The following is a 21,289-nucleotide window of genomic DNA, read 5'->3' on the forward strand; positions in this document are numbered from 1 at the left end:
TACGTTGTTCAGGATGGCAAGCCGCAACGGAGCGACCACGAATGAAAGCGATGAAAGTTCTGCTGATCGGCGCGCACGGCCGCACGGGCCGTCCTGTCGCGCGGCGGCTGCATGAGCAGCGCATCCCTTTTTGCGCGCTGTTGCGCAAGTCGGCGCAAAAGAGCGAGTTCGCGGCGCTCGGCGCGCAGATCGTGCTGGGCGACCTGACCCACGACTTCTCCCACGCGCTGGACGACATCACTCACGTCATTTATGCCGCCGGATCGGCGGAAACGGAAGGCGTGCACGAGGAACGCGCGATCGATCGCGACGCTGTCATGCGCACCGCCGATTACGCGAAGCGCCGCCGCGTGCGGCAACTCATCGTGGTGAGCGCGTTGTCGGCGTTCGATCCCGACAGTAACCCGCTCTCGCTTCGCCACTATTCGCGCATGAAACGCGAAGCCGATGACTACGTCGCGCAGCGCGGCGTGCCCTATGTCATTTTGCGGCCCGGCCCGCTGTCGGATGCGCCGGCGCGCGGCGCAATTGCACTGGCCGGCGAGCGGACGCGCAGCATGCCCGCCGTATCGCGCGAAGATGTCGCCGAACTGGCGGTGCGATGCATGTTGCGTGGCGTGAAGAATCTGACGATCGGCTTCGTCGGCGGGAACGAGCCGCTCGATGACGCGCTCGATGCGCTCATCGCGCGAGACCCGCTGGCTCCGATGCTCGCGCGTCAGAACCAGCGCGTCTAGTTCGCGCGACGCACGTGCTCAAGGCAGCAGAACGGTCGACCCCGTCGTTCTGCGCGCTTCCAGGTCTTCGTGCGCGCGCGCCGCTTCCGCGATCGGATAACGCTGCCGCACATTCGTCTTGACCTTCCCCGACGACACGACATCGAACAATTCGGCCGCCATCGTGTCGAGGTCGCTGCGCTTCGCGATATAGCTGAAAAGCGTCGGGCGCGTGAAGTACAGGGAGCCGCGTCCCGCGAGTTCCGACGAATCGATCGGCGGCAGCGGCCCCGACGAATTGCCGAAGCTCACGAAGAGGCCGAGCGGCGCGAGGCAATCGAGCGACGCAATGTAGGTGTCCTTGCCGATCGAATCGTAGACGACCGGCACGCCCGCGCCGTTCGTGATCTCGCGCACGCGCTGAGTGAAGTTGTCGCGCGTATAGACGATCGGATGATCGCAGCCGTGCGCCTTCGCAATCTCCGCCTTCTCGTCCGAGCCGACCGTGCCGATCACCGTCGCGCCGAGCGCCTTCGCCCACTGGCACGCGAGCATGCCCACACCGCCCGCCGCCGCGTGGATGAGCACCGTGTCGCCCGCCTTGACCTGATACGTGCGGCGCAGCAGATACTGCGCGGTCAGACCCTGCAGCATGATCGATGCGGCATCCTCATAGCCGATCGCATCCGGCAGCTTCACGACGTAGTCGGCCGCCATGACACGCTCTTCGGCATAAGCACCCGGCGGACGCGACGCATACGCGACGCGATCGCCCGGCTTGAATTGCGTGACGCCCTCGCCCACCGCCGTCACTTCGCCCGCGCCTTCCATGCCGAGTCCGCCTGGCAGCGGCATCGGATAAAGGCCGGTGCGAAAATACACGTCGATGAAGTTGAGCCCCACCGCGTGATGCTTCACGCGGATTTCGCCCTTGCCCGGCTCGCCCACGTCCACATCGACCCACTTCATCACTTCCGGGCCGCCTGTCTTGTCGAATCGGATTGCCTTGGTCATCGCTCGATCGTCTCCGTGGTTTCGTGATGCTTCAGCGCGCCTGCAGAAGGCGTGCGCGCAGTTCGTCCAGAATCATGCGCGCCGTCGCGACGTTGGTCGCACACGGCACGTTCTGCACGTCGCAGGCGCGCACGAGCGCGTTGATGTCCGGCTCGTGCGGCTGCGGCGTCATCGGGTCGCGCAGGAAGATCACCACGTCGACGCGGCCCTCCGCCAGTTCTCCGCCGATCTGCAAGTCGCCGCCGTGCGGGCCGGACAGCTTGCGCTCGACCTCGAGCCCGTGCGCCGCCGCGATGCGCGCGCCCGTCGTTCCGGTCGCGACGAGCCGGCACTGCGCGAGCGTCTCGGCATACTGGCCCGCGAGCGCCACGATGTCGTCCTTTCTCATGTCGTGCGCGATCAGCGCGACGCGCGTGCTCATGCTCAGTACGTCCCCGGATAAGCGCCGCCATCGATCAGGACGTTCTGCCCGATGATGTAGCCCGCATGCACGCTGCACAGGAACGCGCACGTTCTGCCGAACTCGTCGGCGTGGCCGAAGCGCCCCGCCGGCAGCGCCTGCGCCCGCTGTGCGCGCGCCTCTTCGACGGTGATGTTCTGCGCCTTCGCCTGCGCCTCGAACGTGACGGCGACGCGGTCGGTGTCGAAGGTGCCCGGCAGCAGGTTGTTGATGGTGACGCCGGTGGACGCGACCTTGCGCGCCACGCCCGCGACGAAGCCGGTCAGCCCCGAGCGCGCGCCGTTCGAGAGACCGAGCACATCGATCGGCGCCTTCACCGACGAACTCGTGATGTTTACGATGCGCCCGAAACCGCGATCGATCATGCCGTCGATGGTCCGCCTGATCAGCTCGATCGGCGTCAGCATGTTTGCTTCGAGCGCCTTGATCCACATTTCATGCGTGAAGTTGCGGAAGTCGCCCGGCGGCGGGCCGCCCGCGTTGTTCACGAGGATGTCCGGCTGCGGGCAGGCGGCGAGCGCCGCGGCATGACCGGCGGGCGTGGTGATGTCGCACGCGACGGCCTGCACATCCACGCCGTACTTCGAACGGATGCTCTCGGCAGTGGCTTCGAGCGTTTCGGCCGTGCGCGCCGTGATCACCAGATTCACGCCCTCGGCGGCGAGCGCTTCCGCGCAGCCGCGCCCGAGTCCCTTGCTTGCTGCGCATACGAGCGCGGTGCGCCCCGCGATTCCCAGATCCATCGTCCATCCTCCATGTCGTCGTTGCGTGTTCGAATAATTGGCTCGAAGCGAAGCGCGATGCGAATCTGTTGCGCGCTTCGAAACGTCTCACGCGCATTCTAGAAGAATCGGGGCGGCAACGTCGGCGGTCGCGATGCACAGAGCCGCGGACAGCCAGCGGACGATTATTCCTAAACGATGCCGGCCTTTTCGGTAAACTGTCGCCACTGCCTTGTCCGGCGCTCGCTCCGTGCGCGCCGCGCTCATCGCCTGAGGCAGGACCATCACCCGAGCAGGACGCGCACCGCGCGAGACCCATGAAACAAGACAGCCGCTTCCCGAATCTCTTCATCCTCAATCACCCGCTGATCCAGCACAAGCTCACGCACATGCGCGACAAGGACACGTCGACGCGCACGTTCCGCGAACTGCTGCGGGAAATCACGCTGCTGATGGGCTATGAGATCACGCGCAACCTGCAACTGACGACGAAGCGCGTCGCCACGCCGCTCGTCGAAATCGACGCGCCGGTCATCGCCGGCAAGAAGCTCGCGATCGTGCCGGTGCTGCGCGCGGGCATCGGCATGTCGGACGGCCTGCTCGACCTGATTCCGTCGGCGCGCGTCGGGCATATCGGCGTGTATCGCGCGGACGATCATCGTCCGGTCGAGTATCTCGTGCGCCTGCCGCCCGATCTGGAAGAGCGCGTGTTCATCCTGTGCGATCCGATGGTCGCGACCGGTTACTCGGCCGTACACGCCGTCGACGTGATGAAGCGCCGCAACGTGCAGGACGAGAACATCATCTTCGTGGCGCTCGTGGCCGCGCCGGAGGGCGTGAAGGTGTTCCAGGACGCGCATCCGGACGTCAAGCTCTACGTGGCGTCGCTGGACTCGCATCTGAACGAGCATGCGTATATCATCCCCGGCCTCGGCGATGCCGGCGACCGCCTGTTCGGCACGCGCAACTGACGCGCTTTCGCGCTTCGCTGCTCCGCCCGCGCCGCCGCACGCCCGTGCGGCGGTTTCGTTTTCATCGTCCGTTCGGCCAGGCGGGTGCTGCCGCCGCTTGGGGCCATGATAAAATTTCGGTCTGTTCCTAATCGGTCGATCGGGCGCTGCGTCCCCGGTAGCGCGTGCGAAAGACGCTTCAAGCGAAACGCGCTTGACCGACGGAATCCAGCTTGCCGCTCGACCACGCAACCACGCGCGAACCCAGGCGGCGCGGACATTTTCAGCACGCATCACAGCACATTTGGCGCTCGGTTTCTCGCCGCGCGCGACGGAGAAAGGTAATGGCGGGTCATTCGAAATGGGCCAACATCAAGCATAAGAAGGCCGCGGCCGACGCGAAGAAAGGCAAGGTCTGGACGCGCCTCATCAAGGAAATCCAGGTCGCGGCGCGCATGGGTGGCGGCGACATCGATTCGAACCCGCGCCTGCGGCTCGCCGTCGACAAGGCCTACGACGCCAACATGCCGAAGGACAACGTCAACCGCGCGATCCAGCGCGGCGTCGGCGGCGTCGATGGTGCGAACTACGAAGAAATCCGCTACGAGGGCTATGGCATCGGCGGCGCGGCGATCATCGTCGACACCATGACGGACAACCGCACCCGCACCGTCGCGGAAGTGCGCCACGCGTTCTCGAAGTTCGGCGGCAACATGGGCACGGACGGCTCGGTGTCGTTCATGTTCGATCACGTCGGCCAGTTCCTGTTCGCGCCCGGCACGTCCGAAGACACGCTCATGGACGCGGCGCTCGAAGCCGGCGCGGACGACGTCGTGACGAACGAGGACGGCAGCATCGAAGTGATCTGCCCGGCGAACGACTTCCAGAAGGTGAAGGACGCGCTCGAAGCCGCGGGCTTCAAGGCCGAACTCGCCGAAGTGACGATGAAACCGCAGACGGAAGTCGAATTCAGCGGCGACGACGCGGTGAAGATGCAAAAGCTGCTCGACGCGCTGGAAAATCTCGACGACGTGCAGGAAGTCTATACAAACGCCGCGATCAACGACGCGTGACGTCGGGCTGCGGCCGTTGCGGCGATTGCGGCGATTGCGGCGATTGTGGGAACGCGTTTCGCTTGAGTTCGACGGTTGGGAAGGCGCGTGACGCAGCCGATGTCCGCGCGAGCCGCCTTCGTTTTGCCGTGTCTTAGCCAGCGCTCGCGCTCGATGCGCGCCGTCCGGTGCGCCGCCACTGCTTTAACACCAGTTTTTCGGGGATTCAAATGAAGTTACTCGTCGTCGGTTCCGGCGGTCGCGAACATGCGCTGGCATGGAAGCTCGCGCAGTCGCCGCGCGTGCAGATCGTCTATGTGGCGCCCGGCAACGGCGGCACCGCGCAAGACGAGCGCCTGCGCAACATCGACATCACCGATCCGGCGGCGCTCGCCGATTTCGTCGAGAACGAGCACGTGTCGCTGACGGTCGTCGGACCGGAAGCGCCGCTCGCGGCGGGCATCGTCAATCTGTTCCGCTCGCGCGGTCTCAGGATTTTCGGGCCGACGAAAGAAGCCGCGCAGCTGGAAAGCTCGAAGGACTTCGCCAAGGCGTTCATGAAACGCCACAACATCCCGACCGCCGAATACGAAACGTTCACCGACGCGGCCGCCGCGCACGCCTACATCGACGCGAAAGGCACGCCGATCGTCGTGAAGGCGGACGGTCTCGCCGCCGGCAAGGGCGTCGTCGTCGCGATGAACGCGGAGGAAGCCCACGCCGCCGTCGATTCCATGCTCGCCGACAACCAGTTCGGCGATGCCGGCGCGCGCGTCGTGATCGAGGAATTCCTGACCGGCGAGGAAGCGAGCTTCATCGTGATGGTGGACGGCAAGCATGTGCTGCCGCTCGCCTCCAGCCAGGATCACAAGCGCCTGCTCGACGGCGACCGCGGCCCGAACACGGGCGGCATGGGCGCGTATTCGCCCGCGCCGATCGTCACGCCGCAACTGCACGCCCGCGTGATGCGCGAAATCATCCTGCCGACGGTGCGCGGCATGGAGAACGAAGGCATCCGCTATACCGGTTTTCTGTACGCCGGCCTGATGATCGACGCGAACGGCAATCCGAAGACGCTCGAATTCAACTGCCGCATGGGCGACCCCGAAACGCAGCCGATCATGGCGCGTCTCAAGGGCGATTTCTCGAAGGTCGTGGAAATGGCCATCGACGGCAAGCTCGACGGCGCCGAACTCGACTGGGATCGCCGCACGGCGCTGGGCGTGGTTCTCGCCGCGTACAACTATCCGGAAACGCCGCGCAAGGGCGACCGGATCAACGGCATTCCGGCCGAAACCGACAATTCGGTGACCTTTCACGCGGGCACGACGCTCGCTGACGGCAAGTTGACGACGTCCGGCGGACGCGTGCTGTGCGTCGTGGGCCTGGCGGATTCCGTGCGCGGCGCGCAATCCGTGGTCTACGATACAGTCAACCAGATCTCGTTCGATGGCATGCAGTATCGCCGCGACATCGGCTATCGCGCGGTCAACCGCAAGCAGGCCGACCGTCACGGCTGACACGCGAACGCAGCGCCACGCGACACCGTGCTGCCGGACCTCGTGTCCGGCAGTCTGTTTCAAGCGCATCTCTTACCTGAGCGCCACCGGCTGGCGCAGTGCATCGATCGATGAGTGAACCGAACCGCAGCGCGGACAATCAGGCACGACTGGACGCATCGCCCGACATCGTGGCTGTGCGCGACTACCTGACGAGCCTTCAGGCTTCCATTGCCGATGCGCTCGGCGCGTTCGACGGCACGCCCTTCGCCACCGACGCCTGGACTCGCGAGCCCGGTGCGCATCTGCGCGGCGGCGGCGTGACGCGCATTCTCGAAGGCGGCGGATTTTTCGAGCGCGGCGGCATCGGTTTCTCGGACGTTCAGGGCGGCGCGCTCCCGCCGTCCGCGAGCGCGGCGCGTCCGCAGCTTGGCGGGCGCGGCTTCGAGGCGATGGGGGTATCGCTCGTGCTGCATCCGCGCAATCCGCACTGCCCGACCGTGCACATGAACGTGCGGATGCTGATCGCGCTCAAGGACGGTGAAACACCCGTTTTCTGGTTCGGCGGCGGGATGGATCTCACGCCCGTTTATGGGTACGAGGAAGACGCGGTGCATTTTCACCGCGTGTGCCGCGATGCCCTGAGTCCGTTCGGCGCGGACCTGTACCCGCGTTTCAAGACCTGGTGCGACGAGTATTTTTATTTGAAGCACCGAAACGAACCGCGCGGCATCGGCGGAATCTTCTTCGATGACTTCTCCGAGCCGGGTTTCGGGCGTTCGTTCGCGATGCTGCAAAGCGTCGGCGATGCGTTTCTGAAGGCGTATATGCCGATCATCGAACGCCGGCGTGATACGCCCTGGACCGAGCGCGAACGCGAATTTCAGGCGTACCGGCGAGGCCGCTACGTCGAATTCAATCTCGTTTTCGACCGCGGCACGCATTTCGGGCTGCAAAGCGGCGGACGCACGGAGTCCATTCTCATGTCGATGCCGCCCGTCGCCAACTGGCGCTACGACTGGCAACCGGAACCCGGCACGCCGGAAGCGCGGCTTTACCGCGACTTCCTGGTGCGCAGGGAATGGCTGTGACCGGGCCTTCCAGTTACGCCGGCGCGAACGCTCTCTGCGCGAAGCGCATCGGCTTGCTCGGCGGCACTTTCGATCCCATCCACGCAGGCCATCTCGCACTCGCCCGGCGCTTCGCCGGCTTGCTGCAGCTGACGGAACTGGTGCTGCTGCCGGCGGGCCAGCCGTGGCAGAAGGAAGGCGTGTCGGCGCCGCGTCATCGGCTGGCCATGACGCGTGCGGCGGCGGCATCGCTCGATCTCAACGGCGTGACGATCACCGTCGCCACCGATGAAATCGAGCGCGAAGGCGCCACGTACACGGTCGATACGCTCGCCCACTGGCGCGAGCGCGAAGGCGGAGCGGCCTCGATGGCGCTTCTGATCGGCGCCGATCAGCTCGTCAAGCTCGATTCGTGGCACGACTGGAAGCGCCTCTTCGATTTCGCGCACGTGTGCGTCGAAACGCGGCCCGGCTTCGATACCGGCACATTGCCGCCTGCCGTCGCGGCCGAAGTGGCCGAGCGCCGGGCGCCAGCCGACGTGCTGCAGAGAACCACGCACGGTCATGTGCTGATCGACGAGACGCTGCTTCTGGATGTATCCGCAACGGCGATTCGCCACGCAGCGAGCACGACGGCAGGCGCGGGCGCCCATGACGCGCGCGCCCAGGTCCCATCGGCCGTATGGGACTATATTGTTCAACATCACCTGTATCAACGGTAACTATGGAACTTCAAAAGCTTCAACGCGCGATCATCGACGGTCTCGAAGACGTCAAGGCGCAAGACATCAAGGTGTTCAACACGAGCCATCTGACGTCGCTGTTCGACCGCGTGGTCGTGGCGAGCGGGACGTCGAACCGGCAGACCAAGGCGCTCGCCAACAGCGTGCGCGAGAAGGTCCGGTCAGCGGGTGGCGACATCATCAGCACGGAAGGCGAAGACATCGGCGAATGGGTGCTGGTCGATTGCGGCGACGCGGTCGTGCACATCCTTCAGCCGGCGCTGCGCCAGTACTACAACCTCGAGGAAGTCTGGGGCGACAAGCCCGTGCGCGTGAAGCTGCAGAAGCCGAGCATGTTCGGCGGCGCGCGCGTCACCGCGGACGAAGACGAGGATGAAGACGAAGACGACGCGCCGGCAGTCAAACGCCCCGCACGCAAGACTGCGCGCAAGCAGGCGTAAATCGCGTCTTCATGAAGCTGGTCATCCTTGCCGTCGGACACAAGATGCCCGACTGGATCACGAATGGCTTCGAGGAATACGCGAAGCGCATGCCGCCCGAGTTGCGCATCGAGCTGAAGGAGATCAAGCCCGAGCAACGATCGTCGGGGCGCAACGCAGAGAGCGTGATGGCTGCGGAGAAGCAGCGTATCGAAGCCGCCTTGCCGAAGAACGCGCGCGTCGTCGCACTCGATGAACGCGGCCGCGACTGGACCACGATGCAACTGGCGGGCGCCCTGCCGGGCTGGCAGCAGGACGGGCGCGATGTCGCCTTCGTGATCGGCGGCGCGGATGGGCTCGCGCCCGAAGTGAAGGCCCGCGCCGAAATCATGCTGCGCGTGTCGAGTTTGACGCTGCCGCACGGCATGGTGCGCGTGCTGCTCGCCGAGCAGCTTTACCGGGCGTGGAGCATCACGCAGAATCATCCTTATCACCGCGCGTGAGTCTTTCTCATCGTTCGCCCTGGTTGGACGTCGAAAGCCGCGCGCTTCGAACTTCAACTATCCGATGTCCGCTCATCCCTACGTTTATCTCGCCTCACAAAGTCCGCGTCGACAGGAGTTGCTCAGGCAACTCGGCGTGCGCTATGAACTGCTGCTGCCGCGCGCCGACGAAGACGCCGAAGCGCTCGAAGCCGAACTGCCCGGCGAATCCGCCGATGCGTATGTCATGCGCGTATGTGCGCTCAAGGCACATGCCGCGCGTGATCGCCTGCTCGCGGGCAGTCACGCCGTCGCACCGATCCTCGTCGCCGATACGACCGTGACCATCGACGGTCATATTCTCGGCAAGCCCCTGCACGAAGAAGACGCTATCGCGATGCTCAAACGCCTCGCCGGGCGCGAGCACGAAGTGCTGACCGCCATCGCCGTCGTGGATGCGCAAGGCGCGCTGCTCGAGCCGGTGTTGTCGCGTTCGGCCGTGCGCTTCGCGCCTGTGGACCGTGCTGCGCTGCAACGCTATGCGGCCACGGGCGAGCCGCTCGGCAAGGCCGGCGCGTATGGCATACAGGGCCGCGCTGCGGAGTTCATCGAGCGAATCGACGGGTCCTATTCGGGTATCATGGGTCTGCCCCTTTTCGAAACGGCAGCACTCTTGCGCGTGGCGCGCGTCGAATTCTAAACAGGCCATGAACGAAGAAATCCTGATCAACGTCACACCGCAGGAAACCCGCGTCGCACTGGTTCAGCAAGGCGCTGTTCAGGAGCTTCATGTCGAGCGTACGCTGTCGCGCGGACGCGTCGGCAATGTGTATCTCGGCAAGGTCGTGCGTGTGCTGCCGGGCATGCAATCGGCGTTCATCGATATCGGCCTGGAGCGCGCGGCGTTTCTTCATGTCGCCGATATCTGGCATCCGCGCATTGCGGGGGAGCCGCATGGATCGGGCGCGCATGTGCCGATCGAGAAGATCGTGTTCGAAGGACAGGCGCTGATGGTGCAGGTCGTGAAGGACCCGATCGGCACCAAGGGCGCGCGGCTTTCGACGCAAGTGAGCATTGCGGGACGCACCCTGGTGTATCTGCCGCAGGAGCCGCATATCGGCATCTCGCAGAAGATCGAAAGCGAAGCGGATCGCGAGGCGGTGCGTGCGCGGCTGACCGCCGTGCTGCCGGCCGACGAGAAAGGCGGCTATATCGTGCGTACGATTGCGGAAGACGCGACGAGCGAGGAGCTTGCCGCCGATGTCGCGTACTTGCGCAAGACGTGGGCGACCATCGTGACGCAGGCGCAGCGCGTGCCGCCGACGACGCTGCTCTATCAGGATTTGAATCTCGCGCAACGCGTGCTGCGCGATTTCGTCAACGACGAGACCACGCGCATCCAGGTGGATTCACGCGAGACGTATCAGATGCTCGCGGATTTCGCGGCGGAGTTCACGCCGGCGGTGGCGTCGCGGCTGCATCACTACACTGGCGAGCGGCCGCTTTTCGATTTGTACAACATCGAGGCGGAGATATTGCGGGCGCTGTCGCGGCGCGTCGATCTCAAGTCGGGCGGCTATCTGATGATCGACCAGACCGAAGCGATGACGACCATCGACGTGAACACCGGCGGCTACGTCGGCGCGCGCAATTTCGACGATACGATCTTCAAGACCAACCTCGAAGCGGCGCATACGATCGCGCGGCAACTGCGGTTGAGGAATCTCGGCGGGATCATCATCATCGATTTCATCGACATGGAGAATGTCGAGCATCGCGATCAGGTTCTGGGGGAGCTGAAGAAGGCGTTGTCGCGGGATCGGACGCGCGTGACCGTCAATGGCTTTTCACAGCTCGGGCTCGTGGAGATGACGCGCAAGCGCACGCGGGAATCGCTTGCGCATGTGTTGTGCGAGCCGTGTCCGACTTGTCAGGGCAAGGGGCAAGTGAAGACGCCGCGGACCGTTTGCTACGACGTGCTGCGCGAGATCATGCGCGAATCGCGGCAGTTCAATCCGCGCGAATTTCGCGTGGTGGCTTCGCAGCAGGTCATCGATCTTTTTCTCGAAGAAGAGTCTCAGCATCTGGCGATGCTGATGGACTTCATCGGGAAGCCGGTTTCGCTGCAGGTGGAGTCGAATTTGAGTCAGGAGCAGTATGACATTGTGTTGATGTGAGGGAGGCCTCGCATCGCCCGTCTACACTGCCCGGCTGTGCCCGCCTGACTTCGGCGCGGCGCTGATCAGTATCCCGATCAGGAACACGAACAGGTTGCCCTCGGTGAAATTCAGCAGCAACGAGTTCGCGAGACAGCCCAGCGCGAACGCAAAGAGATAGCCCTGCGCGATGCCCCGCGCAGGCTCGGCGAGGCGCTGACACGCTTTTCCCACGGCGACCAGGAACCAGACAAAGAGCGCAACGCCGATGAGCCCGAGTTGCACGCCCATCAGGAAGAACTCGTTGTGCGGATTGCCCGCCATCGCCGCGCGCCCGCCCGTCTGCGTGCTCGCGAGCCGCTCGAACTGCGTGCGCACGCTCCCGACGCCGAAACCGGCGATCGGCCGCTCCGCCATCAGCGCGATGCTGCGCCGGTAGAACTCGATACGCACGCCCATCGACGTGTTCTTGTTCTGCGTTTCGAACTGGGTGATTTCCTGGGCGGTATCGGCGAGGCGCGAATCCTTCCCGTACATGACGAATGCTCCGACGCACATGCATACGATGATCGCGCCGACGGCCGCGATCCAGCGGGCGCGCTGGTCGTACCGGCGAAACTGTGCCGCGTGCATGACGAGATAGATGGCGATGTACGCAATCGCGACCACCTGCCCCGTGCGTCCCTGCAGCACGAACAGCACGTTGACCATTGCCAGCACTGCGACCACATAGAGCGCCCTGCTCGCGCCCGCGTGTTTCGCCGCCTTCGCGAGCGATGACGCGAGGCAGACGAGGAACGCCATCATCAGGCCGCCGGAAATGTGATCCTTGAAGACCCACGGCCTCGTCACCGCGTCGGTGCCATGCACCGGTCCCACGGCGGTCCAGCCGAAATAGTTCGTGTAGGTCAGGACCATCGTCAACACGAGCGACGCGAAAAGCCCCCACACGGCAAGGCTTGCCCATGCGGCGGATTCATCGTCGGAAAAGACCAGAAAAAGCAGCGGTATGAAGAGCAGCTTTCGATACTTCATCAGAAAGTCGACCGCCTCGTTCATTCCCGGCGACGTGTACGCGAGACTCAATGCGAGCGCCAGGAACAATACGAGCGCCGCCAGCGCCGCCGGCGACCGCAGGCGCAGCGTACGCGCACGCCGCCATACTTCGGGCGATATCAGCGCCAGGATGGCGAACACGGCAGAGCCGAGATTCACGCCGGCCGTCGAAATCGGCACAAGACAAAGCGTCAGGATGGCGAACCATCTTGCCAGCAGCAATTGATAGGACTCGGTACCCGACCGGCCCAGCTTTTTGATCTGTGTGACTTGCATTATGTGTTTCCGCTGCCCCGTTGCTTCATTGCGCGCCACGCAGATAGAAATCGGCACGGCTTCGCAGCGCGTCGTCCGAATAGATCGACTCGACCGTGCGGCGGGCTCGCTCTCCGATCGATTCGCGCAGCGCCCGATCCTTCAGCAACGTGCTGACGAGACCGCGCGCCTCCTTCGTCGTATCGAACAGGAAGCCGTTCTCGCCATGGCGAATCCATTCGGCGTAGCCGCCGCGCCGGTGACAAACGACCGGCAGGCCGCACGCCATCGCTTCGAGCACGACCCGTCCGAATGTCTCCACGTGCGCGCCCGTCCGATAATAAAAGACATCGAGGCTCTGGAGGAAAGTCACGGCGGGCATCGCGCCTTCGGGCAGCATCTGAACGAGCGGAGAATCGGCGAGCGCGCCCTCGGCGGCATCGCGCAGAGCGGTCGCGCCTTGCAGGCGTATCGCGGCGCCCTCGTCGGCCCATGCCTGATAGAGCGCGATGTCTTCGAGATCGTGCTTGTCGAGCGTATCGCGGCTCAGGCGTCCGATGACCGGGCGTGCGTCGTCCCGATGCCGTTGCGCGGCGGGCGAGAACTGCACGATATCGATGGGAGAGGGCTGCACTTCCCCGTCGACGCCCAGCAGTCTCCTTTGAAACTCCGAAATGAACACGTATTCGGTGCGCGGCCAGCGCAGCATCGGAGGATGCGTCGAGGTTAGCGAGAGGATCTTCGGATGGAACGTGTTGTACACGTAGATCAGACGCTGCGGCGCGCGGCACAGATACGGCCACAGCTTGTTGCGCCAGTGCGAGCCGATGAACACGTACGTCCCGCCGTTCGGACGATGCCCCGCCCCGAGCCCGATCCGCCGAATGCCGTGGCGACGCGCAAGGTCGGGCGAACAACGCGACGACGGCGACCACAGCGTGAGATCGCTGCGATCGCGTAACAGACGGGCGAGATGCAGGGCTTCCTGCTCGCTGCCGCCGTTCTCATTCATGAAACCGTTGATGAGGTGAATGGTCGGCTCGGGCACTGCGTTAGGCATTTGGCTTAGTGACCAATGGAGAGAGTCTTGTCGCGACGCATGCCGTCACCGATGCGAAGCGGATGCGACACGCCGATAAACCGCCTCGGTCGCGCAACTCGACGACCCGGCGCCTTACCACTGCGTAGAAATCCGTAACCAGTATCTTCAAAAACGCTCAATTACGGAACCAATGGCCGCAAGGGCCTGTTCGACGGACGGCGGATTGTCTTTATCGCCGATCGAGACGCACAAGCCGGGAATATCTACACCGAAGTGCGGCCGCGACGTCGCGCTGAAAATCATCACCGTCGGACGCCGCAATTCGCTCGCGAGATGCACGAGACCCGTGTCCGTTCCGACGACCAGCGCGGCCAGCGCGATATGCTGAGCCATCGCTTCGAGCGTCAGACGGGGCAGCACGCGCGCGCCCGCCACGCTCTGCGCGATCGCTTCGGCGTCGCGCCGCTCGGCGTCGGAGCCCCACGGAAGGAGCGGCGTCACGCCCCGCGCGACGAGCGCCTGCGCGACCGCAATCCACCTGTCGAGCGGCCACTTCTTCTCCGCCTTCGACGTCGCGTGAAAGAGCAACGCGTACGGCATGTCCTTCGTCACTGGAAGCGGCGCGGCGGGCTTCGGAATTGCGAATACGCTGGGCGGGGCCGCTTCGATCGCATAACCGAGCGTGTCGGCCAGTGTCTGGCGCATGCCTCGCCATGCGTTCGCGTCATGGCGAGGCGCGAACCGGTGCGTGTACGCGAACGCCGCGCCACGCTCGCCGAGGTTCACGTTCGAGTAACCGAACCGGCGCTTCGAGCGGGCCAGAAACGAGATGATCGCGCTCTTGTACACGCCGTGCAGGTCGAACACGGCGTCGTAACGCTCGCGCCGCAAATCGGCAATCGACGCCCAGATGGCCTTCAGATCCTGCAGGTTCCGCGCCTTCTTGAAGCGACGCAGCGGCGCGCACAACACCCGGGCGACGCCCGCATTCCAGCGCGGTATGTCGGCGAAATTCTCGTCGGTCGCCCAGTCGACCTTCAGCCCCGGAAACGCGCGATGCAGATCACCGACCACCGCCTGTGCCTGGATCACATCGCCCAACGAACTGACCTTCACTATCAGAACCCGCTTCATTCTGCGATCGCTTGCATGTTGGAAACTGCTCGTTCGACAAAGGCGAGTTGTGGAATGGAACGCAGCAGAACGGCTTCACGCCGCCTGTTGCTGATACTGGATGCGATGCAGATGCGCGTACAGACCACCGAGCCGCAGCAGCTCCGCATGACTGCCCTGCTCCGCGATCCTGCCCGCTTCCAGCACGAGAATGCGGTCGGCGCGCTCGATCGTCGACAGCCGGTGCGCGATCACGAGCGTCGTGCGGCCTTTCATCAGCGTTTCCAGTGCGGACTGCACGTGCCGCTCCGACTCTGAATCGAGCGCGGACGTCGCTTCGTCGAGAATCAGAATCGGCGCGTCCTTGTAGATGGCGCGCGCAATGGCCAGCCGTTGCCGCTGTCCACCCGACAGCCGCATACCGTTGCCGCCGATTAGCGTGTCCATGCCGTCGGGCAGCGACGCGATCACGTCCGCCAGATTCGCTGCAGCCAGCGCGGCGAGCACCCGGTCGCGGTCCGGAACGGTGCCGTATGCGACGTTCGCGGCGATCGTGTCGTTGAAAAGGACGACGTCCTGACTGACCATCGCAATCTGCGCGCGCAGATCGTGCAGCGCGTATTCGGTGATGGGTACGCCGTCGACGAGCACCTGGCCGCCCGCCGGATCGAAGAAGCGCGGCAGCAGGTTGACGAGCGTGGTTTTGCCGCTCCCCGACGGTCCCGCCAGCGCGACCATTTCACCGGGCGCGACCTTGAACGAGACGTCGTCGAGCGTGGCGCGGTCCTGCGTGCCGTAATTAAACGACACGTGCCGGAATTCGATGCTGCCCTCGGCGCGCGCAAGCGGCCGCCCGCCGCCCGCAGGCTCCGGCGGTTCATCGATGAGCCCGAAGATCAGCTCGGCCGCCGTCACGCCGCGCTGAAGCGGCTGGTTCACGTCGATCAGATGTTTCAGCGGCGAAATGACGAGCAGCATCGACGTGACGAACGCGACGAAGCCGCCGACCGTGGTCTGGTCGCTCGCCGATTGCAACACCGCGATGGTAATGACGATGGCGAGCGCAATGGAAGCGAGGAACTGCGTGAGCGGCTGTGCGAGACCGCCGGACACCTGCATGCGCATCGCGTAGCCGCGCAAGCGCCCGCTCATTTCCGAGAAGCGCCCCATCTCGTACGGTTCGCCGTTGTGCACCTTCACGACCTTATAACCGCCCACCGTCTCTTCGACGATATACGACAGCTCGTTCGTCAGCATCTGATGTTCGCGATTCAGCCGACGCAAGCGCCGGTTGATCTTCGACACGAGCCAGCCGATGGCGGGCAAAATCACCGCGACGATCAGCGTGAGACGCCAGTTCAGGATGAATAGATAGCCAAGCAGGAAGACGACAGTGAGCGAATCCCGCACGAGCGTCACCACGACGCCGGACAACACCTGAAGGATCTGATTGACTTCGAAGACGATCGCGTTGATGACCGTGCTTGCCGTCTCGCGCTGGAAGAAGCCCGCGCTCGTGTGGATCATGCGATCGAACATCTGCAGACGCAACTGCAGCAGAATCTTGTTCGACACATACGAAAGGAAGTAGCCGGAAGCATACTGCGCGGCGCCGCGTACCAGCGCGAGGCCGATCACCGCAACCGGCACGACCCACCGCGCCTTGTCGCTGCCCTTGGTGCCGAAGCCGTGATCGAGCAAGGGCTTCAGCAGCATCGGGATGCCGGCCTCGCTCGCGGCGACGAAGCCCATCGCGAGAAGACCGAGGAGCACGAAGCCCATGAGCGGCCGCAGATACGGCCAGAGCCGCCGCATGACGGCGGTGGACGATGAATTCTCGCCCTCGCCGATGGTCTTCCTAAGTGTCTGCTTCTCGCTCAAATGATCCTCTGCCGTTGCGTTGTCCCGGCTCGCGAATGCGTCAGCCGGACGAAGAACCGCGCCGGGCGACATAAGCCCCGCGCCACAACAATCCGCCATTGTAAACCGTCGGCCACCCGCGACTCATCAAGCCTCGAAGCGTAAATCGCAACCGATGGTCTTAAAATACGCGCCACGGTCAACTCCGCTTCACCTCATGACGCACGCAAGCCTCGGCATCGCCATCATCACGCACAACGCGGCCGCACGGCTCGCGCAATGCCTCGACTCGGTTTCCTTCGCCGACGACATCGTCGTGATCGACGGCGGCAGCACCGATGCGACGGTGGACATCGCGAAGGCACACGGCGCGCGCGTGCTGGTCCGGCGCGAATGGCCGGGTTTCGGGCCGCAGAAGAACCGCGCACTCGACGCGCTCTCTACAGACTGGGTGCTTTCGATCGACGCAGATGAAATCGTGACGCCGGAACTGGCGACGGCCATCCGGGCCGCGATGGCGAATCCCCGCGCCGACGTGTATGCGGTCGATCGCCTGTCGAGCTTCTGCGGCCAGTGGATCAGGCATAGCGGCTGGTACCCCGACTGGATTCCGCGCCTCTTCAGACGCGGTTGCGCGCGCTTCTCGGATGATCTCGTGCACGAGCGCCTCGTCGTGCAGAGCGGCACGCCCGCCGCGCGGCTCGAAGGCAAGCTGATGCACTACTCTTATGAAGACTTCGAAACGGTCTTGCGCAAGCTCAACGCGTACTCGACGGCCGGGGCGCTGCAGCGCCATGCCGCCGGCAAGCGGGGAAGCCTCGGCACGGCGATCACGCGAGGACTCTGGGCCTTCCTGAGGACCTACGTGCTGCGGCGCGGTTTCCTCGACGGGCGATCGGGCTTCATGATCGCCGTCTTCAACGCTCAGACCGTGTATTACCGCTTCCTCAAGCTCGCGCACCTGAACGAAGCGGCCGATCAATAAACAATCTCGATCTCACTCCCCGCGAACTCCCCGCGCAACGCGGTAATCAGTTCGTCGGTGGGTTTCACGCGCCATGCATCCCCGAGCCGCACTTCGCCTTCCGCGTGCTCACTGCGATACATGATGCTCACATTGAGCCCGTTCGGAATCGGCGCCGGCTGACGCGCGCGCCCGTTCTCGCGCGACGGCGCCGCAACGGGAGCCGCAGGCGCCTCCGCCCCCGCCGTATGCGCTTCCAGCACGCGCTTCAGACGCAGCGCATCGGCGTTGCCGTTCATCTCGACTTTCACCGACTGCGCGTACCGGCTGCGCGCGCGTTCGAGGTCCATCGCCGTATCGACGGTAAAGCGAATGCCGCCCGTGAACGCATCGTTGCGCGCCTGCCCCTGCACCACGAGCAACTCATCTTCCTTGAACAGCGCCTTGTTCGCTTCGAACTGCTCGTTGAACACGGTCACTTCGCACTGGCCGGTGCCGTCGTCGAGATTGACGATCAGCATCTTCCCGCGCTGGGTCATCTGCGTGCGCAACGACGAAATTACGCCCGCCACGAGTTTGTCGCGCCCTTCCTTCAGCTCGCCGATCTTCTGCCGCACGAAGCGCCGCACTTCGCTCTTGTAGGCATCGAAAAGATGGCCTGACAGGTAGAAGCCGAGCGCCGTCTTCTCTTCCTGCAGACGCTTCTTGTCCGACCACGCGGGTTCATCGACGTATTCGTGCTTCGCGAGCGGCGCGTCGCCCATGTCGAACAGGCCGGCCTGCATTGCATTGGCGGCGGCTTGCTCCGCGGCTTCCATCGCCATCGGCACCGAGGCGAGCAGTTGCGCGCGATTCGCGTGGACGGTGTCGAACGCGCCGGCGCGAATCAGGGCCTCCACCGTGCGACGATTCACGACGCGACGGTCGATGCGCTCGCAGAAATCGAACAAATCGACGAACGGGCCGTCCTCGCGCGCGCGCAGAATTTCCTCGATCGCGTTCTGACCGCTGCCCTTCACCGCGCCGAGACCGTAGCGGATGGTCCTCGAACGCTTGCCGTCGGCTTCCGCGACCGGCTCGAAGCGGTACGCCGAACGGTTGATGTCCGGCGGCAGCACGCTCATGCCGTTCGTGATGCAATCCTCGAAGAGGATCTTCACCTTGTCGGTGTCGTCCATGGCGAGCGACATGTTGGCCGCCATGAATTCCGCCGGATGATGCGCCTTGAGCCACGCCGTGTAGTACGCGAGCAGCGCATACGCCGCCGCGTGCGACTTGTTGAAGCCGTAGCCCGCGAACTTCTCCATCAGGTCGAAGATTTCGTCGGACTTCTCGCGCGACAGGCCGTTCTTCGCCGCACCCTCGGCAAACAGCTCGCGATGCTGCGCCATCTCTTCCGGCTTCTTCTTGCCCATCGCGCGACGCAGCAGGTCCGCGCCGCCGAGCGAGTACCCGCCGATGATCTGCGCCATCTGCATCACCTGCTCCTGGTAGACCATGATGCCGTAGGTCTCTTTCAGAACAGGTTCGACGCGCGGGTCCGGATACTCGACGATCTCGCGCCCGTGCTTGCGCGCGCAGAAGCTCGGTATCAGGTCCATCGGACCGGGACGATACAGCGCCACCAGCGCGATGATGTCCTCGAAGCGGTCCGGCTGCGCGTCCTTCAGCATGCCCTGCATGCCGCGGCTTTCCAGCTGGAACACAGCGACGGTGTTCGCTTTCTTCAGGATCGTGAACGAAGCGGGATCGTCCAGCGGCACCTGCGCGAGGCTCCAGTCCTTCTTCGACGGGTCGAGCCGGCGAATATAACGCTCCGCCCAATCCAGAATGGTGAGCGTGGTGAGGCCGAGAAAGTCGAACTTGACGAGGCCGACGGCTTCCACATCGTCCTTGTCGTACTGGCTGACGACGCCGCCGTCCTCGCCCTGCGTATAGAGCGGGCAAAAATCCGTGAGCTTGCCGGGCGCGATCAGCACGCCGCCTGCGTGCATGCCGACGTTACGCGTCAGCCCTTCCACGCGCTGCGCCAGTTCCAGCAACTGATGCACTTCGTCTTCGGAATCGAAGCGCTCCTGCAGCGTCGGCTCTTCCTTCATCGCATCCGCGATGGTGACGTGCTTGCCCGGCTTGAACGGAATCAGCTTGGCGACGCCGTCGGTGAACATGTAGCCGAGGTCGAGCACGCGGCCGATGTCGCGCACCGCCGCCTTTGCCGCCATCGTGCCGAAGGTCGCGATCTGCGAGACGGCGTCCGCGCCGTACTTTCCCTTCACGTACTGGATGACGCGGTCGCGGCCTTCCTGACAAAAGTCGATGTCGAAGTCGGGCATCGACACGCGCTCCGGGTTCAGGAACCGCTCGAACAGCAGGTTATAGCGCAGCGGGTCCAGATCCGTGATGCCGAGCGCGTAGGCCACGAGCGAACCCGCGCCCGAGCCGCGGCCCGGTCCAACGGGCACGCCATTGTTCTTCGCCCACATGATGAAGTCGGCCACGATCAGGAAGTAGCCCGGAAAGCCCATCTTGATGATCGTGCCGCACTCGAAATCGAGCCGCTGGTAGTACGTCTCGCGCTGCGCTTCGCGCTCGGCTTCATCGGGATAAAGCTGCGCGAGCCGCACCTCGAGCCCTTCCTTCGACAACTGCACGAGGTAGTCGTCGAGCGACATGCCATCGGGCGTCGGGAAAAGCGGCAGCTTCGGCTTGCCGAGCTCGAGCGTGAGATTGCAGCGCTTCGCGATTTCGACGGTGTTCGCCAGCGCCGACGGAATATCCGCGAACAGCGCGCACATCTCGTCCTGCGTGCGGAAATACTGGTCCGTCGTAAAGCGCTTCTGACGGCGCGGATTCGCGAGGATATCGCCTTCGGAGATACAGACGCGCGCTTCGTGCGCGGTGTAGTCGTCCGGGGTCATGAACTGCAGCGGATGCGTCGCGACCACGGGCAAGCGGAGCTTCGCCGCCAAGGCGACGGCTTCCTGAATATAGGGCTGTTCGCCCGGCTGGCCGGCGCGCTGCAATTCGATGTAAAACGCGTTCGGAAACAGTTTCGCCCAGCGTTCGGCGTGTCGCTCCGCGCTCGCCTCGTTGCCCGCCGCGAGCGCCAGGCCGATGTCGCCGCCCTGCGCGCCCGAAAGCGCGAGCAGACCTTCGGCGAGCCCTTCTTCGAGCCATTCGAACATCACTTCCGCGCGCCCGCGATACTGATTCGTCAGCCAGGCGCGGCTCAGCAATTCGCACAAATTCAGATAGCCGGTCTTGTCGCGCACGAGCAAGAGCAGGCGCGAAGGCTTGTCGCGATCGGCGGGATTCGTGATCCAGACATCGCAGCCGGCAATCGGCTTGATGCCCTTGCCGCGCGCTTCCTTGTAGAAGCGCACGAGACCGAAAGCGTTGGCGAGATCGGTAAGCGCGAGCGCACCCTGGCCGTCCTTCGACGCGGCCTTGACGACGTCGTCCAGCCGCACGATGCCGTCGGCAATCGAGAATTCGGAGTGGACGCGGAGATGAACGAAGCGGGGATCTGACATGGCCGACATTGTACATCCGGGCTATCGCGAAAACCCTCGCGCAAGCCACGTTAGCCGAACGGACGAGGGAGCCGGCGCGGTCGAAATTGCGCATGCTCAAGGCTTCGTGCGAAGCGGCGCACGGCGCGCCGAAGCGACCGCGCGGTTTGCGGGATAATACGGCTTTTGCGCGGCTCTACACTG

19 protein-coding genes are annotated in these 21,289 nt (G+C 64.4%); 11 read left to right on the top strand and 8 right to left on the bottom strand.

What is annotated here, in order from left to right:
* Positions 1-41: 41 nt before the first annotated feature.
* Positions 42-737: an SDR family oxidoreductase gene (locus tag P9220_RS12970; protein ID WP_309765215.1), complete on the top strand. Its 696-nt coding sequence runs from the start codon at positions 42-44 to the stop codon at positions 735-737.
* An 18-nt stretch (positions 738-755) separates the two neighbouring features.
* Here P9220_RS12970 and P9220_RS12975 read toward each other — a convergent pair whose 3' ends face one another.
* The 3 genes from P9220_RS12975 to P9220_RS12985 are packed head-to-tail and all read right to left on the bottom strand — an operon-like array spanning position 756 to position 2,933.
* Positions 756-1,730, bottom strand: a complete 975-nt coding sequence (locus tag P9220_RS12975) for a quinone oxidoreductase (RefSeq protein ID WP_309765216.1) — start codon at positions 1,728-1,730, stop codon at positions 756-758.
* Positions 1,731-1,761: 31 nt separating this feature from the next.
* Entirely contained in the window at positions 1,762-2,151 is a 390-nt protein-coding gene (locus P9220_RS12980) for a methylglyoxal synthase (protein ID WP_309765217.1), read from the bottom strand.
* A gap of 2 nt (positions 2,152-2,153) precedes the next feature.
* Positions 2,154-2,933 (bottom strand): SDR family oxidoreductase, encoded by a 780-nt coding sequence (locus P9220_RS12985; protein ID WP_309765218.1) that lies wholly within the window; start codon positions 2,931-2,933, stop codon positions 2,154-2,156.
* 296 nt (positions 2,934-3,229) lie between these two features.
* On the opposite strand from P9220_RS12985, the gene upp reads away from it, so the two are divergent.
* From upp to rng, 9 genes are all read left to right on the top strand, one after another.
* Entirely contained in the window at positions 3,230-3,883 is a 654-nt protein-coding gene (upp, locus tag P9220_RS12990) for a uracil phosphoribosyltransferase (RefSeq protein WP_309765219.1), read from the top strand.
* A gap of 323 nt (positions 3,884-4,206) precedes the next feature.
* Positions 4,207-4,935 carry a YebC/PmpR family DNA-binding transcriptional regulator gene (locus tag P9220_RS12995; RefSeq protein WP_309765220.1) on the top strand — a complete coding sequence of 243 codons (729 nt, stop codon included), beginning with the start codon at positions 4,207-4,209 and terminating at the stop codon, positions 4,933-4,935.
* Between the two features lie 209 nt (positions 4,936-5,144).
* Positions 5,145-6,434 (top strand): phosphoribosylamine--glycine ligase, encoded by a 1,290-nt coding sequence (purD, locus tag P9220_RS13000; protein ID WP_309765221.1) that lies wholly within the window; start codon positions 5,145-5,147, stop codon positions 6,432-6,434.
* Positions 6,435-6,544: 110 nt separating this feature from the next.
* The gene (hemF, locus tag P9220_RS13005) at positions 6,545-7,504 is read left to right on the top strand and encodes an oxygen-dependent coproporphyrinogen oxidase (RefSeq protein WP_309765222.1); all 960 of its coding nucleotides are present in this window, start codon (positions 6,545-6,547) and stop codon (positions 7,502-7,504) included.
* Complete coding sequence (locus P9220_RS13010; RefSeq protein WP_309765223.1) at positions 7,495-8,205, top strand: nicotinate-nucleotide adenylyltransferase; 711 nt, start codon at positions 7,495-7,497, stop codon at positions 8,203-8,205. The genes hemF and P9220_RS13010 overlap by 10 nt, the downstream gene beginning before the upstream one ends.
* 2 nt (positions 8,206-8,207) lie before the next feature.
* Positions 8,208-8,666: a ribosome silencing factor gene (rsfS, locus tag P9220_RS13015; protein WP_309765224.1), complete on the top strand. Its 459-nt coding sequence runs from the start codon at positions 8,208-8,210 to the stop codon at positions 8,664-8,666.
* Between the two features lie 11 nt (positions 8,667-8,677).
* Positions 8,678-9,148: a 23S rRNA (pseudouridine(1915)-N(3))-methyltransferase RlmH gene (rlmH, locus tag P9220_RS13020; RefSeq protein ID WP_309765225.1), complete on the top strand. Its 471-nt coding sequence runs from the start codon at positions 8,678-8,680 to the stop codon at positions 9,146-9,148.
* A gap of 64 nt (positions 9,149-9,212) precedes the next feature.
* Positions 9,213-9,827, top strand: a complete 615-nt coding sequence (locus P9220_RS13025; RefSeq protein WP_309765226.1) for a Maf family protein — start codon at positions 9,213-9,215, stop codon at positions 9,825-9,827.
* A 7-nt stretch (positions 9,828-9,834) separates the two neighbouring features.
* Positions 9,835-11,304, top strand: coding sequence for a ribonuclease G (gene rng / locus P9220_RS13030; RefSeq protein WP_309765227.1), 1,470 nt, complete (start codon positions 9,835-9,837; stop codon positions 11,302-11,304).
* 21 nt (positions 11,305-11,325) lie between these two features.
* On the opposite strand, the gene P9220_RS13035 is transcribed toward rng, so the two are convergent.
* From P9220_RS13035 to msbA, 4 genes are all read right to left on the bottom strand, one after another.
* Positions 11,326-12,615 (bottom strand): O-antigen ligase family protein, encoded by a 1,290-nt coding sequence (locus tag P9220_RS13035; RefSeq protein ID WP_309765228.1) that lies wholly within the window; start codon positions 12,613-12,615, stop codon positions 11,326-11,328.
* Between the two features lie 25 nt (positions 12,616-12,640).
* Positions 12,641-13,654: a glycosyltransferase family 4 protein gene (locus tag P9220_RS13040; protein WP_309765229.1), complete on the bottom strand. Its 1,014-nt coding sequence runs from the start codon at positions 13,652-13,654 to the stop codon at positions 12,641-12,643.
* Between the two features lie 147 nt (positions 13,655-13,801).
* Positions 13,802-14,770, bottom strand: coding sequence for a lipopolysaccharide heptosyltransferase I (gene waaC, locus P9220_RS13045; protein WP_309765230.1), 969 nt, complete (start codon positions 14,768-14,770; stop codon positions 13,802-13,804).
* 75 nt (positions 14,771-14,845) lie between these two features.
* Positions 14,846-16,564 (bottom strand): lipid A export permease/ATP-binding protein MsbA, encoded by a 1,719-nt coding sequence (gene msbA / locus P9220_RS13050; protein WP_404980452.1) that lies wholly within the window; start codon positions 16,562-16,564, stop codon positions 14,846-14,848.
* Positions 16,565-16,826: 262 nt separating this feature from the next.
* On the opposite strand from msbA, the gene P9220_RS13055 reads away from it, so the two are divergent.
* Positions 16,827-17,594, top strand: coding sequence for a glycosyltransferase family 2 protein (locus P9220_RS13055; protein ID WP_309765232.1), 768 nt, complete (start codon positions 16,827-16,829; stop codon positions 17,592-17,594).
* Here the strand turns inward: P9220_RS13055 and dnaE are convergent.
* The gene (gene dnaE, locus P9220_RS13060) at positions 17,588-21,115 is read right to left on the bottom strand and encodes a DNA polymerase III subunit alpha (protein ID WP_309765233.1); all 3,528 of its coding nucleotides are present in this window, start codon (positions 21,113-21,115) and stop codon (positions 17,588-17,590) included. The two genes, P9220_RS13055 and dnaE, sit on opposite strands and share 7 nt — an antisense overlap.
* Positions 21,116-21,289: the final 174 nt, after the last annotated feature.

This window comes from Caballeronia sp. LZ016, from assembly GCF_031450805.1.
In the GTDB taxonomy this organism is placed as follows: Bacteria; Pseudomonadota; Gammaproteobacteria; order Burkholderiales; family Burkholderiaceae; genus Caballeronia.

Coding starts and splice junctions, on each gene's coding strand:
- P9220_RS13035 (WP_309765228.1), bottom strand. CDS start 12,615: ATGCAAGTCACACAGATCAAAAAGCTGGGCCGGTCGGGTACCGAGTCC.
- rng (WP_309765227.1), top strand. CDS start 9,835: ATGAACGAAGAAATCCTGATCAACGTCACACCGCAGGAAACCCGCGTC.
- upp (WP_309765219.1), top strand. CDS start 3,230: ATGAAACAAGACAGCCGCTTCCCGAATCTCTTCATCCTCAATCACCCG.
- P9220_RS12995 (WP_309765220.1), top strand. CDS start 4,207: ATGGCGGGTCATTCGAAATGGGCCAACATCAAGCATAAGAAGGCCGCG.
- P9220_RS12980 (WP_309765217.1), bottom strand. CDS start 2,151: ATGAGCACGCGCGTCGCGCTGATCGCGCACGACATGAGAAAGGACGAC.
- P9220_RS12975 (WP_309765216.1), bottom strand. CDS start 1,730: ATGACCAAGGCAATCCGATTCGACAAGACAGGCGGCCCGGAAGTGATG.
- rsfS (WP_309765224.1), top strand. CDS start 8,208: ATGGAACTTCAAAAGCTTCAACGCGCGATCATCGACGGTCTCGAAGAC.
- P9220_RS13040 (WP_309765229.1), bottom strand. CDS start 13,654: ATGCCTAACGCAGTGCCCGAGCCGACCATTCACCTCATCAACGGTTTC.
- msbA (WP_404980452.1), bottom strand. CDS start 16,564: ATGCGGCGGCTCTGGCCGTATCTGCGGCCGCTCATGGGCTTCGTGCTC.
- P9220_RS13025 (WP_309765226.1), top strand. CDS start 9,213: ATGTCCGCTCATCCCTACGTTTATCTCGCCTCACAAAGTCCGCGTCGA.
- waaC (WP_309765230.1), bottom strand. CDS start 14,770: ATGAAGCGGGTTCTGATAGTGAAGGTCAGTTCGTTGGGCGATGTGATC.
- P9220_RS13055 (WP_309765232.1), top strand. CDS start 16,827: ATGACGCACGCAAGCCTCGGCATCGCCATCATCACGCACAACGCGGCC.
- P9220_RS12985 (WP_309765218.1), bottom strand. CDS start 2,933: ATGGATCTGGGAATCGCGGGGCGCACCGCGCTCGTATGCGCAGCAAGC.
- P9220_RS13010 (WP_309765223.1), top strand. CDS start 7,495: ATGGCTGTGACCGGGCCTTCCAGTTACGCCGGCGCGAACGCTCTCTGC.
- purD (WP_309765221.1), top strand. CDS start 5,145: ATGAAGTTACTCGTCGTCGGTTCCGGCGGTCGCGAACATGCGCTGGCA.
- P9220_RS12970 (WP_309765215.1), top strand. CDS start 42: ATGAAAGCGATGAAAGTTCTGCTGATCGGCGCGCACGGCCGCACGGGC.
- hemF (WP_309765222.1), top strand. CDS start 6,545: ATGAGTGAACCGAACCGCAGCGCGGACAATCAGGCACGACTGGACGCA.
- rlmH (WP_309765225.1), top strand. CDS start 8,678: ATGAAGCTGGTCATCCTTGCCGTCGGACACAAGATGCCCGACTGGATC.
- dnaE (WP_309765233.1), bottom strand. CDS start 21,115: ATGTCGGCCATGTCAGATCCCCGCTTCGTTCATCTCCGCGTCCACTCC.